12 protein-coding genes are annotated in these 17,731 nt (G+C 63.4%); 6 read left to right on the top strand and 6 right to left on the bottom strand.

The window, feature by feature from the left end; all coding sequences use genetic code 11:
- Positions 1-540 precede the first annotated feature (540 nt).
- The gene (locus AC1D05_RS20205) at positions 541-5,280 is read left to right on the top strand and encodes an autotransporter outer membrane beta-barrel domain-containing protein (RefSeq protein WP_477443298.1); all 4,740 of its coding nucleotides are present in this window, start codon (positions 541-543) and stop codon (positions 5,278-5,280) included.
- 243 nt (positions 5,281-5,523) lie between these two features.
- On the opposite strand, the gene AC1D05_RS20200 is transcribed toward AC1D05_RS20205, so the two are convergent.
- The 6 genes from AC1D05_RS20200 to AC1D05_RS20175 all read right to left on the bottom strand — a co-directional run bounded on the left by AC1D05_RS20200 (position 5,524) and on the right by AC1D05_RS20175 (position 12,528).
- Positions 5,524-7,041: a carboxypeptidase M32 gene (locus AC1D05_RS20200; protein ID WP_477443296.1), complete on the bottom strand. Its 1,518-nt coding sequence runs from the start codon at positions 7,039-7,041 to the stop codon at positions 5,524-5,526.
- Between the two features lie 32 nt (positions 7,042-7,073).
- Positions 7,074-8,093, bottom strand: coding sequence for an ABC transporter ATP-binding protein (locus AC1D05_RS20195; protein WP_477443294.1), 1,020 nt, complete (start codon positions 8,091-8,093; stop codon positions 7,074-7,076).
- Complete coding sequence (locus AC1D05_RS20190; RefSeq protein ID WP_477443293.1) at positions 8,093-9,094, bottom strand: ABC transporter ATP-binding protein; 1,002 nt, start codon at positions 9,092-9,094, stop codon at positions 8,093-8,095. The genes AC1D05_RS20195 and AC1D05_RS20190 overlap by 1 nt, the downstream gene beginning before the upstream one ends.
- On the bottom strand, positions 9,091-9,939 hold the full coding sequence (locus AC1D05_RS20185; RefSeq protein WP_477443291.1) for an ABC transporter permease: 849 nt from the start codon (positions 9,937-9,939) through the stop codon (positions 9,091-9,093). Before AC1D05_RS20185 ends, AC1D05_RS20190 begins: the two co-directional genes overlap by 4 nt.
- A complete protein-coding gene (locus AC1D05_RS20180; RefSeq protein WP_477443289.1) occupies positions 9,936-10,874 on the bottom strand; it encodes an ABC transporter permease in 939 nt (312 codons plus the stop codon). The genes AC1D05_RS20185 and AC1D05_RS20180 overlap by 4 nt, the downstream gene beginning before the upstream one ends.
- A gap of 76 nt (positions 10,875-10,950) precedes the next feature.
- Positions 10,951-12,528 (bottom strand): ABC transporter substrate-binding protein, encoded by a 1,578-nt coding sequence (locus AC1D05_RS20175; protein ID WP_477443287.1) that lies wholly within the window; start codon positions 12,526-12,528, stop codon positions 10,951-10,953.
- Positions 12,529-12,717: 189 nt separating this feature from the next.
- Here AC1D05_RS20175 and AC1D05_RS20170 point away from each other — a divergent pair, with 189 nt between their 5' ends.
- Genes AC1D05_RS20170 through AC1D05_RS20150 form a run of 5 tightly spaced genes read left to right on the top strand, consistent with a single transcriptional unit; the run spans position 12,718 to position 17,570 of the window.
- Complete coding sequence (locus tag AC1D05_RS20170) at positions 12,718-13,692, top strand: GntR family transcriptional regulator (RefSeq protein WP_477443285.1); 975 nt, start codon at positions 12,718-12,720, stop codon at positions 13,690-13,692.
- Positions 13,689-14,390: a creatininase family protein gene (locus AC1D05_RS20165; protein ID WP_477443283.1), complete on the top strand. Its 702-nt coding sequence runs from the start codon at positions 13,689-13,691 to the stop codon at positions 14,388-14,390. The genes AC1D05_RS20170 and AC1D05_RS20165 overlap by 4 nt, the downstream gene beginning before the upstream one ends.
- Positions 14,387-15,433, top strand: a complete 1,047-nt coding sequence (locus tag AC1D05_RS20160; protein ID WP_477443282.1) for a ketopantoate reductase family protein — start codon at positions 14,387-14,389, stop codon at positions 15,431-15,433. The genes AC1D05_RS20165 and AC1D05_RS20160 overlap by 4 nt, the downstream gene beginning before the upstream one ends.
- Positions 15,430-16,188 carry an SDR family NAD(P)-dependent oxidoreductase gene (locus tag AC1D05_RS20155; RefSeq protein WP_477443280.1) on the top strand — a complete coding sequence of 253 codons (759 nt, stop codon included), beginning with the start codon at positions 15,430-15,432 and terminating at the stop codon, positions 16,186-16,188. The genes AC1D05_RS20160 and AC1D05_RS20155 overlap by 4 nt, the downstream gene beginning before the upstream one ends.
- Positions 16,185-17,570, top strand: coding sequence for a dipeptidase (locus AC1D05_RS20150; RefSeq protein WP_477443278.1), 1,386 nt, complete (start codon positions 16,185-16,187; stop codon positions 17,568-17,570). Before AC1D05_RS20155 ends, AC1D05_RS20150 begins: the two co-directional genes overlap by 4 nt.
- Positions 17,571-17,731 lie beyond the last annotated feature (161 nt).

The following is a 17,731-nucleotide window of genomic DNA, read 5'->3' as shown; positions in this document are numbered from 1 at the left end:
TGAAGCCCGAAGCTGCTGGTTCGCTAACGGCCCAAGGCTGCCGGACCGCAATGCGCCTTAAGGCCGGACGCTGCATCCAGCTTTGTCCTCGTCTGACAGCGGTCGCCACTTGCCCAGGGTGCCATCGGCCTTGGCAGGTGAGAGGGAAGCAGGCCCGGAGCAAGAACTCAGCATCCTGGAACTCAGCCTTATTTGGACTCAGTCTTATTTGAGGAGGTTCTCATATCTTTACTTACTAAATTCGCAGTCTCTAATGTTGCTTTCAAGTCACGGCCGACAAAAATCAGGAATTTCTATTTCAACGTCGATACAGGAATCAAACGCCACATTAATCTATTGGCGGTTTGGTGCGCCGCGCATCGGCAAAGCTCAGCTATCCGGTATGGCTGGTCGGCGCATTTCAGCGGGCTGGCAGGGGGCATGAGAGTGAGCGGCGGCAGGATTGAATTCAAACGTATTCGTAACTTAAGTCTGCTGGCGGGCGCGAGCGGCGCGGCTATCGCCTGCCTGTTTCCAGGTGCGGCCCCGGCAGCAACCTACATGGTCAGCAACGAGATCGAACTGACCGCCGCGATCAACGCGGCCAATGCCGACGGCGACCCAAGCTCGTCAATCGTGATGTTGAACAGCTTCGGCGTGACCGCGCCGAACACTCTGCCGGTTCCGACCAAATCGCTGTCGATCGACACGCAGGGCTTTACGTTGTCGGGCGTCAGCGTTCCGGCCAATTCGGGCAATGTCAGGTTCAGCGGCGGAACCCTTACAAGCGGTACGGTGACTTTGTCCGGCACAATCACCGGCGCCGGGCAGCTTGGTGCCATCGCGGCCGGCACCGGCCTGGTCTTCGACAGCGGCGTAACGACGGTCGGCGGCACCACCGCGCAGCTTATCAACAACGGGGCAATTAGGGGCGGTGCTGCTGCAGCAGCAGGCGGCTCTGGCGGCATTGGCGCTTCGCTCGCCAATGTCGTGACTTTCGTCAATAACGGCACCGTCACTGGCGGAACGGGAGGGACCAGCGGAGGCCTCGGCAACAACGGGGCCGGCGTGAACATCTCGAACTCCGGCGCAACAGTCATCAACAATGCCACCGGCACGATCCAGGGCGGCAACACCCAGGGCGCATATGCCGGCGCCGGCGTCTCAATGACCGGCACCGCCGCGAAGCCCGCGACCCTCGTCAACTACGGCACGATCCGCGGCGGCTCGGACCTGACCGGCAACAGCGCGGGCAATTTCGCCGTCCGCAGCCGTGGAACCAATGTCGCGATTACCAACTACGGCACGTTGGAGGGCGGCAACGGGGCGGCGGCAATCGGTCGTGATCTAAGCACGATCTGGAACGTCACGGTCGTCAACAGCGGGACGATCCGTGCTGGCATCGGGTCGACCACCGCCATCCTGTTCAGTGACAACGTGGGTTCCAAGTCAACGCTAGAGCTCCAGGCCGGCTCGCAAATCATTGGCGATGTGCTTGCCGGCAGCCTGAGCACCAGCGATACGCTGCGGCTCGGCGGCTCGACCGACAGCAGCTTCGATGTGTCCTTGATCGGCCCTTCCGCGCAGTACCAGAACTTCGACAATTTCGAGAAGACCGGCACCAGCACCTGGACGCTGACCGGCGCCGGCACAGCCACCACCAACTGGACGATCTCGCAAGGCACGCTGCAGATCGGCAATGGCGGCACCAGCGGCTCGATCATCGGCGACATCACCGACAACGCCACTTTAACCTTCGATCGTTCCGACACCTCCACCTTCGCCGGCACCATCTCCGGCACCGGCGCTGTAAACCAGATCGGTTCCGGCACGACCATACTCACCGGCGCCAACACCTATGGCGGCGGGACCACGATCTCCAACGGCGTGCTGTCGGTCTCCGCCGACGGCAATCTCGGCGCTGCTTCCGGCGGCCTGGCCTTCAACGGCGGAACGCTGCAGACCACGTCCGCGTTCACCAGCAGCCGCAATGTCACCCTGACTGGCAATGGCACGTTCCAGACCGATGCCGACCTTGGCCTGACAGGCGGCATCAGCGGCAGCGGCCTTTTCACCAAGACTGGCGCCGGCACGCTGACTTTGTCGGGCAACAACAGCTATACGGGCGGCACGCGAATTCTGGGCGGGACCCTCGAGGCCGAGGGCGGCAACGCGATCGGCGACCAGTCTGCCGTGATTGCCCAGGCTGGTGTGTTCCGCGTCCTCGGCAACGAGACCATCGGCACGCTCTCGGGAGATGCCGGCACGGTGGAGCTTGTCGGCGACCTCACGACCAGCACAAATTTCGCCAACACGACCGCTTTGTTCTACGGCGGCATCAGTGGAGCCGGCGGCTTCGTCAAGAACGGCGCCTACCGCCAGGTGCTGGCTGGCAACAATAGCTATCAGGGCGCGACACAAATCCTGGCCGGGACGCTCTATGCGGTCGGTGCGGGCATCGACTCCATTCCCGACGCCTCGGCCGTGACGGTTGCGGCCGGCGCCACGCTGTCGCTCGCACGGCCCTCTATCTCCTCTATCTTCACGGGCATAGACAGCGATGACGAGACGATCGGCTCGTTGTCGGGTGCCGGCAATATCAATCTCAGCGACAGGAAACTGACGATCGGCGGCGACGCCAGCACCGCGTTCTCCGGCTCGGTCTCAGGCGCCGGCGGTTCTCTTGCCAAGCTGGGCAACGGCACGCTCACGCTCTCCGGCACGAACGCTTATACCGGCGCAACGACGGTCGATGCAGGAAGGTTGCGCGTCGATGGCTCGCTCGGAAATACAGCTGTCGGCGTCAACAGTTCCGGAACCCTGTCGGGGGTGGGAACGATCGCGGGGCCGGTGACGGTGGATGGCACAATCGCGCCGGGCGATAGCCCCGGCACGCTCACGGTCGGTTCGCTGACGCTCAACGCAGGCGCGAAACTCGACTACGAGCTCGGCGTTGCCGGGACGGTCGGCAACGGCGTCAACGACTTGATCGAGGTCAACGGTGATCTCACCCTCGACGGCACGCTGAACATCACCGATGTCGGCGGCTTCGGTCCCGGCGTCTACCGGCTCATAAACTACGGCGGTGCATTGACGGACAACGGACTTCAGTTCGGGACCACGCCCGTCTCCGCGAGCGATCTCTTCATCCAGACCGCAATCAACGGACAGGTCAATTTGATCTCCACGGCCGGGGCAACCCTGGGCTTCTGGGACGGCAGCAACGCAGGGCTGCATGACAACGGCGTGATCGACGGCGGTGATGGCGTGTGGGACGCGACAAACCGCAACTGGACGGAAGCCGACGGCGCGATCAACGGCAAGTGGGGTCAGGATTTCGCGGTGTTCGCCGGTCAGGCCGGCACCGTCACGGTCGACGTTTCCGCCGGCACGGTCGGCTTCACCGGCATGCAGTTCATGACCGACGGCTATGTGATCGCCGGCGATACCCTCACCACCGACACTGCCGCCACGACGATCAGGACCGACGCCGGTGTGACGGCGACAATCGCCGCGGAGATCACCGGAACCGGCGGTCTGGTGAAGACCGATTCCGGCACGCTCGTGCTTTCCGGTACGAACACCTACAGCGGCGGCACGACGATCTCGACCGGCACGCTGATCGGCCAGGCAACGAGCTTCGGCACAGGTAACATCCATGACAACGCCGCACTCGTCTTCGACCAGGCGACCGATGCCAGCTTCGCGCAGACAATTGACGGCACCGGCTCGCTCACCAAGACGGGCGCCGGCAATCTCAACCTCACCGGCGCCAACACGCTCAGTGGCGCCACCACAATCGGGGCCGGCAAGCTCTCGGTCAACGGCTCGCTTGCCGCCTCGGCTGTCACCATCCTCAATGGCGGCGCGCTGGGAGGCAACGGCGCAGTGGGCGACACGACGCTGCAGACCGGCGGCGTCATCGCGCCCGGCAATTCGATCGGCCAGCTCACCGTCCAGGGCAATTTCACCGGCGCCGGCGGCACGGTCGAGATCGAGGCGATGCTCGACGGCGACGCTTCTTCCACCGACAAGCTCATCATCACCGGCAACACCTCGGGCAGTGCCAACCTCAAGGTGATCGGCCTTGGCGGCGCCGGCGCGCAGACCGACAACGGCATCAAGATCATCGATGTGGGCGGTCTCTCAGCCGGCGCCTTCAACCTGCAAGGCGACTATGTCTTCCAGGGCGATCAGGCCGTCGTGGCCGGCGCCTATGCCTACCGGCTCTACCAGAACGGCATCAGCACGCCTGCCGACGGCGACTGGTATCTGCGCTCGGCGCTGATCAATCCCGTCGATCCGGGCGGCCCGACGACGCCGCTCTATTCGCCGGCCGTGCCGATCTATGAGACCTATCCCGGCGTGCTGCAGAGCTTCACCCAGCTCGGCACGCTGCAGCAGCGCATGGGCAACCGTTCATGGACGGGCGCCGCGCAATCGACGGCAGGCGACGGCGCGCAGGGCCCGGTCTGGGGCCGCATCGAAGCTTCGCACAACGAGTTCGAGCCAGCCACCACCACGACCGGGACCGATTACGACGCCGATCTCTGGCGGCTGCAGGCCGGCCTCGACTTACTGCTATCCGAGACGGCCTCCGGAATGCTGGTCGGCGGCCTCACTGTTCACTACGGCACGGTGAAATCGGATGTCTCCTCGTCCTTCGGCACAGGCTCGATCGACACCAATGGCTATGGCTTCGGTGGCACGCTGACCTGGTACGGCAAGAACGGTTTTTATGTCGACACGCAGGCCGAGCTCACCTGGTTCGACAGCGACCTTTCTTCCGCCACGCTTGGCAAGAAGCTCGCCAATGGCAACAACGGCTTCGGCTACGGTCTTGGCATCGAGGCGGGGCAGAAAATCGCCCTCCATGGCAACTGGTCGCTGACGCCGCAGGCGCAGCTCAGCTACGCCTCGGTCGACTTCGACAATTTCACCGACCCCTATGGGGCTCTTGTATCCAACGGTAGCAGCGACAGCCTGATCGGGCGCCTTGGGCTGTCCGCCGACTATGAGAGCGAATGGAAGGACAGAGCGGGCCGCACGACCCGTTCGCATGTCTACGGCATCGGCAATCTCTACTATGACTTTCTCGATGGCACCGATGTCGACGTCTCGGGCACCCGGTTGAGCAGCAAACCACAGCAGCTTTGGGGCGGGCTGGGCTTCGGTGGCTCGCTAAGCTGGGCCGACGACCGCTACGCCGTGCATGGCGAGCTGCTTGCCCGCACCAGCCTGGAGGATTTCGGCGACAGCCATTCCTTCGGCGGCTCGGTCGGCTTCAGCGTGAAGTGGTAGCGAGGGCAGCGTCAACGGCAGCTCTGCGCCTTGAAAGGAGCCATCTGACACTGCACGTTTAGCGCCACTGAGCGGACATTGCGATCCGCCAGTTCGAACGGCCAAACTCCGCGTAACGTCTGACAAGCGCGTCCAACTCATCTCTTGCATGCTGAGCAAGGTCCCAAGAGTCTCGTGCCTGATGAAATCCCTGAATCGTCGGGATGGTGATTATTGATGACACGAAGCCTCTCCATGCAGGCGCTATCGGTGCAACTCGGCCACCTTGCGACGGAGATCGTCAATGTAGTCGTCGGTCCCTAGCACCTTGCCGGTTGCGGCCTTCAGGATTTCGGCTGGCGTCAGCGAGCGGCCGTGGCGATGCACCTTGTCCGCCAGCCACGTCCTCAGCGGCGCACAGTCGCCGGTCTCGAGGCCGCGCTCAACCTCAGGCATCTTGGTCGCCGCCTTGAACAGTTGCGAGGACATGATGTTGCCCATCGTGTAGGTCGGGAAGGATCCGATCATGCCTGCTGACCAATGCACATCCTGCAACACGCCCAGCGTGTCGGTCGGTACATCGAGGCCAAGATAGCTGCCGACCTTGTCCGCCCAGATCGCCGGAAGGTCGGGGACACGCAGGCTGCCGTCCATCAATCCGGCCTCTATCTCCGAACGCAAGATGATGTGCAGGTCGTAGGTGAGTTCGTCGGCCTCTACCCGGATCAGGCTAGGACGTGGCGCATTCACCGCGCGCCAGAAGTCGGCGACCGAGACGTCGGCGAGTTGGTCGGGGAACTCGGCGCGCAATGCCCCGAAATTCTGCTCCCAGAAGCGCCGAGAGCGGCCGACGCGGTTCTCCCATAGGCGTGATTGCGATTCATGCATGCCAAAGCTGGTGCCGCCGACCGCGTAGAGATTGACGAGATCTGTGGTGAAGACCGAGCGCGTGAACTCGGGAGAAATGCCCTGCTCATAGATGCCGTGGCCGGCTTCGTGCCAGACGGCGAAAAGGCCGCCAGGCAGCCAATTCTCACGGAAGCGGCCGGTGATACGCGCGTCGGCGCGCGTGAAGGAAATCTCGAACGGATGAACAGTGTCGTCGAGCCGGCCGCGCTTGAAGTCATACCCCATGGTGGCGGCCACGGCCTTGGAGAAGGCTTTCTGCTTTTCGATCGGATACGCGCGTTGCAGAACATCGACGCGAGCCGGCCGTGCTTGCAGCGCGGCCTGGAGCAATGGCCCGATCGCGGATTTCAGTTCGGCATACAGACCCTTGAGCCGCGCCCAGCTTATGTCGGGCTCGAAGGTGCCGCACGCCGCATCGTAGGGATGGTCGGCATAGCCGATATGCTCGCAGATCTCTCGCTGCAGCGCGACGGTTCGCTCTAGCACCGGCGCGAAGGCAGGGAAATCGTTCTCGGCACGCGCGCTGATCCACGCCGCCTGGCCTTCGGTTCGCCGCTCTGCTGCTTCCTGCACCAATCGCGCCGGGATGCGGCCGAGTATGGCGATCGCGGCCGCCGCGTCATTGAGCGCCCGCCTTCGAAGTTGCTCGCCGGGCATTCCCGTGAGTTCCATGCGCGCAGTGTCGAGGGCCTTCAGCATGCTGTCGCTGGTTGCGATTTCGCGTGCGACTGCCGCCAGCGTGCCCAATTGCTTGGCGCGCGCCTCGGCTGCAAGCGGGGGCATCATGGTACGCGAATCCCAGACGAGCACGTTCACCGCACACAAAATGTCGTTGACCTTGGCGACCTGGGCTTCGAATGCGGCGTAGCTCATCGGCGTCTCATCTGGGTGGAAATTTCAGCCGGTCATTGTGCTGCGGATGTTTCGGGCGCCTGTTTGCCGAATTCAGTCAGGTGACAGGCAGCAAAGTGAGCCGGTCCTCGGGCGGACAGATGGGGCCGCTCGGCAAAGCAACGCTCGAACGCGAACGGACACCGCGTGTTGAAAAGGCAGCCTGCCGGCAGGTCAAGCGGATTTGGCAGTTCGCCACGTGCTGCCGCAACGCGCGTCCGTCGCGATGGGTCGAGCTCGGGCGCAGCATCGAGCAGCGCCTTCGAATAGGGATGCCGGGGCCCTGCGAACAGCGCTTCCGTTGGGCCGGTCTCGACCACTTTGCCCAGGTACATTACCGCGACTCGGTGTGAGATGTGACGTACGAGCCTGAGGTCATGCGCAACGAAAACAACGGTAAGCTTCAGCCTTTCCTGAAGGTCCAGCAGAAGATTGATGACTTGTGCCTGCACCGAGACGTCGAGCGCTGAGACCAGTTCGTCGGCGACCAACACCTCCGGCTCGACAGCCAGAGCGCGCGCGATGCCGATGCGCTGGCGCTGCCCGCCGGAGAATTCGTGCGGATAGCGGTCGGCAGCGTCCGCCGGGAGGCGCACAAGGCCCAATAACTCGGTGATACGCCCAGGTATATCGGCCTTCGGCCGCATCGCATGGACGCTCAGCGCTTCGGACAGAACCTGTCGCACCGACATGCGCGGATTGAGCGAGGAGTAGGGATCCTGGAAGATCATCTGAACACGGCGGTTGAAGTCGCGCCGTTCCGCCGGGCGCAGCAGACCGATATCCTTGCCGTCGAAACGCACCAGTCCTTCGTCTGGCTCCAGGAGCCGCACGAGACAGCGCGCCAGCGTGGATTTCCCGCAACCGGATTCGCCAACGATACCGAGCGTCTCGCCGCGATGCACTTCCAGATCGACACTGTTCAATGCATGGACAGCGGCTGGAAGTCTGCCCGTGAGTATGTCGGACGCGGTCCGGGCAAAGCGGAACTGCTTGGAGACACCTTCGACGGAGATCAGCGGCATTTCCCGCATCAGGCTGCCTCGGAAATCGTGGCCACCGTGCGATGGTGGAAGCAGGCGACCTCTCTGCCGGTGGCGAAGCTTTCGAGCGGCGGGCGCTCGGCGCGGCAGCGATCCGTGGCGAAGGAACAGCGCGGATGAAAGGCGCAACCGTCCGGCAAATTGGTCAGGCTCGGTGGCGTTCCCTCGATTGACAAAAGCATGCTGCGCTCGGCGCCGATGCGCGGCACGGAACCGAGCAGCCCGCGCGTATAGGGATGATGCGGCTCGGCGAACACCTGCGTCACCGTGCCGGTCTCGACGATGCGCCCGGCATACATCACCGCCATGCGGTCGCAGGTCGCGGCCACGACGCCGAGATCGTGGGTTACGAACACCACGCTCATGCCGAAACGATCGCGCAGGTCGAGGATAAGTTTCAGGATCTGGTCCTGGATGGTCACGTCGAGCGCCGTTGTCGGTTCGTCGGCGAGCAGCAGTTTCGGCGAACAGGCCAGCGCGATCGCGATCATCACCCGTTGGCGCATCCCACCCGAAAACTGGTGCGGGTATTCGTCGAGCCGCCGCTCCGCGCCTGGAATGCCGACAATGTTCATCAGTTCCAGCGCGCGTTGATGGCGGCCGCGGCGGTCGAGTGTGGTGTGGGCGCTAAGGTTCTCCTCGATCTGCAGGCGGACCGGCAGCACCGGGTTGAGCGCCGTCATCGGTTCTTGAAAGATCATCGCGATTTCTGCGCCGCGCACCTTGCGAATCTCCGCCTGGCTCATCGTCAGCAGATTGCGGCCCTGCCACTCGACCTGTCCGCTCACCTTGCCCGGTTCGTGCACCAGCCGCGCGATCGAGCGCAGCGTGATGCTCTTGCCCGATCCGGACTCGCCGACCAGGCCGACGATTTCGCCCGGGGCGACATCGAGATTGATGCCGTCGACAACCGTGACCGGGCCTCGTGGCGTCAGGAAGGTGGCGGTGAGGCCGCGCACCTTGAGGCCGACGCCGGGCATCGGCGCCGTCATCGGTTGACCCTCAGAAGATCGGCCAGCGCGTCTCCGGCAAGGCTGAAGCCGAGACCGGTGATGACGATTGCGATACCGGGGAAGACCGACACCCACCATGCGGTGGTCATGAAATTCTTGCCGTCGGCGATCAGCACGCCCCATTCGGCCGCCGGTGGCTGCGCGCCGAGACCGAGATAGCCGAGGCTAGAGCCGAGCAGGATGGCGAGCGCCATGTCGGTCATCCAGTAGACGACGGCCGGCGTTACCGCGTTGGGCAACAGATGCCGGAAGATGATGCGCATGTGGCCGTAGCCCATGCCTCGCGCCGCGTCGGCATAATCGAGCCGGCGCTGGATCTTGATCTCCGCGGCGACCAGCCGAGCATAGAACACCCAGCCGACGACACCAACGGCGATGTACATGTTTCCGAGACCGGGACCGAGCACCGAGACGATGGCGATGACCAGCACCAGGAACGGAAAGGTGATGACCGCATCGACCACACGCCCGAACACCGCCTCCACCCAGCCGCCCACATAGCCGACCAGGGCGCCGACGACTGTGCCGAAGATGAACGGGCCCGTCGTCGCAAACACCGCGATCTGCATGTCGATGCGATAGGCGTGGATGACGCGCGAAAGCATGTCGCGGCCGAAATTGTCGGTGCCGAACGGGTGCGCCCAACTCGGCCCGTGCATGATGGCGTTGTAGTCGAAGGCAGTCGGATCGTAGGGCGCGAAGAGACCTGGAAAGAACGCCATGGCCAGGCTCGCGCCAAGCACGATGACCGCGCCCACAAGGGTGCCCGGCATTGCCCGGCGCCGTTTCGCCGGCAAGGCGATCTGGACCACGCTCGCGCTCATCGCGCCACCCGGGGATCGAGCCAGGCCTGGACGATGTCGGTCAGGAGAAAGGTGAACGATACGAGCAGCGCCAGCGCGATCGTCAGCCCCTGGATGACGGGATAGTCTCGGCCATAGATGGCCTCGATCATCAGCCGCCCCGCGCCGGGAATCGCGAACACCGTTTCGGTGATAACCGCGCCGCCGAGAAGCGTGCCGATCGACAGGCCGAACAGCGTGACCGTCGAAATCAGCGCATTGCGCAGGACATGGCGCGCCATGATCACCCTCGCGCGCAGACCCTTGGCGCGGGCAAAGTCGACATAGTCGGCGCCCACCACCCCGATGATGGCGGCGCGCAGATTGCGCATGAGGACGGCCGAAAGGCTGAGAGCCAGCGTCGTGGCGGGTAGGAAGAGATGATAGAGATCGTCGAGGAAGTTCTCGCCATAGCCGCCGACCGGAAACCAGCGCAACTTTGCCGCAAACACGGTCAGTAGCACCAGCCCGACATAGAAGACGGGCATGGACAGGCCGATTTGGAAGGTGCCGCGGATGATGGCGTCCGGCGCGCCGCCACGGTTGAGTGCCGCGACGAAGGACAGCGGCACCGCCACCAGCAGTGCGATCAGGGCGGCCATTCCGGTAAGCATCAATGTGACGGGCAGGCGGCGTGAGATCAGCTCCATCACCGGCAGCTTCAGGCCGATCGAATTGCCGAGATCGCCGGTAAAGACCGCCTTGGTGAAGTAGAGGAACTGCACGGGGATCGGCTGGTCGAGCCCGAGCTTGGCATTGATGCGCTGGACGTCGGCGTCGATGGCGCGGTCGCCGAGCATTGCGCTGGCCGGATCGCCCGGCAAAAGCCGAACGAGAATGAAGGTGACCACCAAGATGAAGGCAATGGTCGGAATGGTCTGCAGAACTCGTCGGAAAATGAAGGCCAACAGTGGCAAGAGGCGATCCAGACCTTGTTGACTAGGAGCACGATAGCGGCGAACGCCGTGACGTTCGCCGCCTCAGGCGATCAGCCTACTTCTGCAGCCACGCGGCGCCAAAGATGTTGTTGCCGAGCGGGATCTGCACGAAGCCTTGCACCTTCTTGCTCAACGCGACCGGATAAGGGGTTTCGTAAAGTGGGACGATCGGTCCGCTGCTGTTGTAGATGTCCTGCATCTTGGCATACTGATCGGCGCGTTTGGCGGCATCGATCTCTTTCTGCGAGGCTTCGAAAAGCTTGTCGGCCTCTTCGTTCTTCCAGCCGCTGTGCAGCGCGCCGATGGTCGGCGAATAGACGAAGTACGAAGCGATCTCGTTCGGGTCGGCGATATCATCGGTCCACGCCGCTTCGCGCATCGTGAATGTGCCGTCGCGGTATTGCTGCGTGCGGCTTGGATTGTCGACCTGTTGCAGGTCGAGCTTGATGCCGATCTGCCCCCACATCTGCTGCACCGCAGTGGCGATGCCGATCTCGTCCTGGTTGCCTGCAAGCACGAGCAGGCTGGTTTCGAACCCATTCTCGAAGCCGGCATCCTTCATCAACTGCTTGGCCTTGTCGAGATCGTATGGATAGAGCGGCTTGTCACCCTTGTGCAGCGGCGTCGCCGAGGACATGAACGAGGTCATCTGCGACCCCACGCCATGGGTCACCACCTGGATGATCGCCTCCTTGTTGGTCGCGTAGTTCATCGCCTGGCGCACTTTTTCGTTCGACAGCGGATTGTCCTTGTCGCCGATCTTCGGGCGCACGTTCATGGTGATGTATTCGACGCGGGTCGACGGGTAGAGTTTCATATCGATGCCGTCGGCCTGCTTCAATTCGTCGACGCGCGCATAGGGGATGAATTCGGCGCCGTCGATTTCGCCCGACTGCAATTTCAGAATGCGGGTGGCATCATCGGGGATCACCTCGAAATCGATGCCGTCGAGATAGGGCAGCGGCTTGCCGTCCTCTCCCTTCGCCCAATAGTTCTCATTACGTGTCAACTTCATCGACTGGCCGTGGTCCCAGGATTTGAGGACGAACGGACCGGAACTGATCGGATGCGCCGAGAAGCTCTTCGCCTTTTCCTCGTCGGTCGTCCCTTCTGAGGCTTCGAATGCCTTCATCGGCAGGATCGCGGTGTTGAACACGGTGAGCGCGGCGAGGATCGCCGGATCGGTGTTCTTGAGCTTGATGATGACGGTGTGATCGCCTTCGGTGGCGACGTCCTGGATCGAGCCGACCAGGAAATTCCAGATGCCTTTCTTCGGATCGGCGGCGCGTTTCAGCGACCATTGCACGTCGGCTGGGGTGATCGGCGATCCGTCGGAGAATTTGATGCCGTCACGCAGTGTCAGCGTGACGGTAAGCCCATCGTCGGAGACCTTCCAGTCCGTCGCCAGGCCCGGCTTCAGGCCCTTGCCGTCGTCGGTGGGCAGGATCAGCGTGTCGTAGAGATTGGACAGGACCCAGATGTCGACATTGGCATCGTTGAGCACCGGATCGAGAAAGAGGCTGTCGGCATAGCGGCCGTATTTCAGCGTGCCGCCGCGTTCGACCGCAAGCGCGCCGTAGCTGGTTCCAACGAGAAGTGCCGCACTCAGCGCGGCCTTGACGAGCGTGTTCATGACGGCTCCCGTATCTCCAGAGGAATTTTCAAGTGTTCTTGTTGGCCATAACGTTTTCATGCGTGGCCTATCCTGTCAACGGGATTATCCCACTAGAAGCGCTGTCCTGGCGCAAGAACGTGCTTGTCACCCAAGTTCGGCCGGACTAATCGTTATAGGTGGATGATACAGTTGATTGGACTAACCTGAATGGAGTTCTCGGTTGACCGCGATCTGCCCGTACCGCTGCGAACGCAGCTGCAGGGGCTGATCGAATACGGCATCGCCTGTGGCGAATTGGTGCCGGGAGAGTTGCTTCCGTCGGTCAGGGAACTGGCCGAGCGCGTCGGCGTGGCCCCGATGACGGTCAGCCAGGTCTATGGCGACCTCAAGGCTTCAGGCATGATCGAGACGCGTCCCGGGTCCGGCTCCTTCGTCACCGGCAGTGGGCGCGCGCGCCTCGCCGCCCGTCCGGAGGCGACGGAGTTGCACAGGCGGATCGACGCGCTGATTGACGCCGGAACAGCCGCTGGAATTCGGCCGGCCGAACTCGTCTCGCTGGTCAGCGCTCGCGCCTTCTATCGCGACAGCATAGGTGCCCGGACCAGGGTCGTCATGATCGGGCTGTTCGCCGACGCCACGGCCAGCTATTCGCGCTTCATCGCCGCGCGTCTCGGAAATGGTGTGACCGTCGAGCCGCTGACGATCTCGGCCATCGAACGGGATCCCGACGCCCGGGCGCGCGCCAACTCGGCCGATCTCGCCGTCACCTTCGTCAATCGCCAGCGCGAGGTGATGTCGCTGGTCACCAACACCAAGGTGGTGTCGATCAGCTTCATCCCTTCGGAAGAAACGCGGAAGGCGCTGGCCGCGCTGGATTCGCTGGCGCGCGTGGCGGTCATATCCAGGTTTCCGGATTTCCTGCCGATCATGAAGGCTGGCGTTCAGCGCTTCGCCCCCCATGTCGAGCATCTGACCGGTGCCACGCTCGAAACGCCGGACCTGGAGGCACTGCTCGGTGGCTCCGATGTCGTGGTGTTCGCGAGCGGCGCCGAGGACGTCCTGACGAAATTGCAGGCGGGCGTCACCGCGTTCGAATACCGGCACGCCCCCGACACCGCCGAGATCGAGCGTGTGCTGGTGCCGCTGATCAATGCAACGGACGAGGAGAGGAAGGCATCGTGAAGATTTCCGAATGCAACTGGCGGCAGGTCGAGCAGTATCTCGGCAAGGACGACCGCGCGGTTCTTCCGCTAGGCAGCACCGAACAACACGCGCAGCTGTCGTTGTCTGTCGATTCTATACTCTCCGAGCGCGTCGCGACGGAAGCGGCCGAGCCGCTTGGCATTCCGGTATTTCCGGTCGTCGCCTATGGGCTGACCCCCTATTTCATGGCCTATCCCGGCTCGATCAGCCTGCGCACCGAAACCTACATACGCCTCGTGCGGGACATTCTCGATGGCCTGCGCGGGCAGGGGTTCCGGCGCATCCTGATCGTCAACGGCCATGGCGGCAACCAGCCGGCAAGCTCTTTGGCCATCGAGTGGATGGCCGACAATCCGGACACCACGATAAAGTTCCACAATTGGTGGGCCGCCTCCGCAACGATGAGCAAGGTGCTGGAGATCGATCCAGTCGCTTCGCACGCCTCCTGGATGGAGAATTTCCCTTGGACCCGGCTTGCCGGCGTGAAACCGCCAACGCAGCAGAAGCCGATGATCGACCTTGCCCGCATGAGGTTGATGTCGCCCATGGCTGTTCGCGACTATCTCGGCGACGGCAATTTCGGGGGCTACTACGAGCGGCCGGACGATGAGATGCAGGCGATCTGGGACATCGCGGTCAAGGAGACGCGCGATCTGCTCGAAGGGCCATGGTCATGACGGAGACCGGACCGATCCTGATCTGGGGTGCCGGGGCGATCGGTGGCACGCTTGGCGCCGCCTTCATCCGCGCCGGCCATGCCGTCACTTTCGTCGACAGTGATGTCGGCCACGTCAAGGCGATAAACGCCGATGGCTTGCGCATCGCCGGGCCGATCCTTCAGGATGTGGTGAAGGCACCGGCCTTCCTTCCTGCCGCCGTAACTGGCCGTTTCGAGCGGATTTTCCTGTGCGTCAAGGCGCACCATACGCGCATTGCCGCGACTGCGCTGTTGCCTCATCTGGCCGATGGCGGCTGCGTGGTTTCGGCGCAGAACGGGTTGAACGAACTCACCATCGCTGAAATCGTCGGCAACCAGCGCACGATCGGCTGTTTCGTCAATTTCGGCGCGGATTATCTAGAGCCGGGCGTCGTCCACTACAGCGGCCATGGGGCGGTGGTCATCGGCGAACTCGACGGTAAGCGCACCCCGCGTATCGCAGAGCTTTACCGGCTGATGCAGGATTTCGAACCGAAGGCAGTGCTTACCGACAACATCTGGGGCTACCTCTGGGGCAAGATGATCTACGGCGCGCTGCTCTTCGCCACGGCGCTGACCGACGATGCCATCGCCGACGTGTTTGCCGACAGGCGTTATCGCGCTGTCCTCTCGGCGGTGGGGCTGGAAGTCGGCGCCGTCGCCAAGGCGAACGGCGTCAGGGCAGAGGCATTCGACGGCTTCGACCCCGGCGCTTTCGCGCCCGGCTCATCCACCGCCGCCACCGACCGCTCCTTTGACGAGATGGTCGTGCACAACCGTCGGTCGGCGAAGTCCCACACCGGCATCTGGCGCGACCTCGCCATCCGCAAGCGCAAGACGGAGGTCGATGCGCAGATTTTCCCGATCGTCGAGATCGGGCGAAAACTCGGTATCGCGACGCCGTTGACGGCGCGCACCGTCGAGATGATCCACGAGATCGAGGACGGTAAGCGGCGGCTCGTTCTGAGCAATCTCGATGAACTGGCCAAAGTCATGCCGAGCACTCCGGCAAGCGCCCAATGAACATAAGCTTCGACGAGCGAACCGTCATCGTCACCGGCGCCGCGCATGGCTTTGGCCGTGCGATCGCCAAAGCGTTCGCCGAACGCGGCGCGGCGGTTCATATCCTGGACGTCAACGACGCCGGCCTTGCGGAAACCCATCAACTCTGCGGCGAAAATTGCCGCCCGCATGTCGTCGATGTCGGCGATCGCGGCGCTGTACAACTGGTCGTCGGCGCGATCGAGGCCGATGCGGGCGCGGTGGATATCCTCATCAACAATGCTGGCGGCGTGCGCGGGCAGGTTGGCCGACCGCTGGAGGACATCTCGCAGGCCGACTGGCAGACCATTTTCGACGTCAATCTCTCCGGCGCCTTCTTCTTGACGCAGGCTGTGGCGCCGGGCATGAAAAGCCGCCGTTATGGGCGCATCATCAACATCTCCAGCGGCGCCGGGCTCGGCATCAGCCTCACCGGCATCCAGGCCTATGCCAGCGCCAAGGCTGGCCAGATCGGGCTGACGCGCCAGCTCGCGCATGAACTGGGCCCCTGGAACATCACCGTCAACAACGTCGCACCGGGTTTCGTGCGCTCCAATCCCACCACCGAGCGGCAATGGGAGGCGATGGGCGAGGACGGTCAGCAAAAGCTCCTCCAGAACATCGCGATGAAACGGCTTGGCTCACCCGACGACATCGCCGCGATGGTGATGTTCTTCGCGTCCGATTTCGCCGGCTGGGTCAGCGGCCAGGTGATCAGCGTGGATGGTGGAAAGTGAGCGCCGTCGAGGCCTATCTCGTCGCCCACGCCGACGATGCACTGGAAGACTTGAAGGCCTTCTGTCGCATTCCGAGCGTCAGCACCGATCCGGCCTATCGCGACGGAATTCGCCAGGCGGCAAGCTTCGTCGCCGTGCGGCTGACGCAGGCCGGGTTCCCAACCGTCGAAATCGTCGAGACAGACGGCCATCCAGCCGTGTTCGGTGAAATCATCGGCGACGCCGCCGCGCCGACCATCCTCGTCTACGGTCACTACGATGTGCAGCCGCCGGATCCGGTCGAGAAATGGATCACGCCGCCCTTCGAGCCGACTGTGCGCGACAACCGCCTCTATGGGCGCGGCGTCTCGGACGACAAAGGTCCGATGCTGATCCCGATCCTCGTCGTCGAGGCATTCCTGAAGACCGCCGGGCGCTTGCCGCTCAACATCAAGATGCTGGTCGAAGGCGAGGAGGAATCCGGCAGCCCGCATTTCCCGCCGCTGGTCGAAAAGATGCGCCAGCGCCTAGCCTGCGACCTCGTTGTCTCCGCCGATGGCGCCATGTGGCGCGCCGACCGGCCATCGATGACCGTGGCCAGCCGCGGCATGGTCGCGCTCGACGTGGTGGTGACGGGCGCGACGAAGGACCTTCACTCTGGCCGCCACGGCGGCAGTGCGCCAAATCCCATTCGCGCGCTCGCGGCCATGCTGGCCAGCCTGCACGACAGCGACGGCGCCGTTACCGTCCCGGGCTTCATGGACGGCGTTACATCGCCCGATCCAGCCATTCTCGACGCGATCGATGCCGCCGGCTTCGATACCGCTGCCTACTTCGCCGGGATCGGCGCTCCGGTGCCCGATCCACAACCCTCCGGCCACGACCTTCTGGTTCGTCAATGGCTGGTGCCGACACTTGAATTCAACGGCATATTCGGCGGCTATTCGGGACCGGGCACCAAGACCGTCATTCCGTCGTCGGCGGGCGCCAAGATCACCTGCCGCCTCGTCGCCGGGCAGGAGCCCGGCAAGGTTGCCAAGGCGATCCGGCACCACCTCGAAGCACAATTGCCGACTGGCTATTCGCTTGACGTCAACCGCCACGGCCCGGGCACCCAAGCGTTCTCGATCGATCCCGGCCTGCCCGCGCTTGCCGTCGCCGAGACGCTGCTCGGCGACATGATGGGCGCGAAATCGCTGCGGGTTGCCATGGGCGCGACGATCCCGATCGGCAGCGTCTTCAAGGAGCATCTCGGCGTCGGCACAATCTTCTTCTCGTTCTCGACCTCCGACGAGGACTACCATGCGCCGAACGAATTCTTCCGGCTGGAAAATTTCAGCATCGGCCAGATCGCCTGGGCCCGACTGTTCCAGCGCCTGGGCTTATCGATGGGCGGAAAGTAACCGGGCTCCGTGGCACCGCCTTCCGTGGAGGCAAACCGGGCAGTCATGCTTTCATAAGAGGGGCCGAACGCGCCTGCGGCCCCGGCGCTCGAAGTCACTGATGAGCAAGCTGTGCAATCGGCCGGGAATATCGACGGCCGAATTCCTGGGCGCCATGCTGG

Source organism: Mesorhizobium sp. P2_E9 (genome assembly GCF_056403815.1).
Note: the sequence above shows the minus strand (reverse complement) of the source record. Positions and strands in the feature narration are given on the sequence as shown.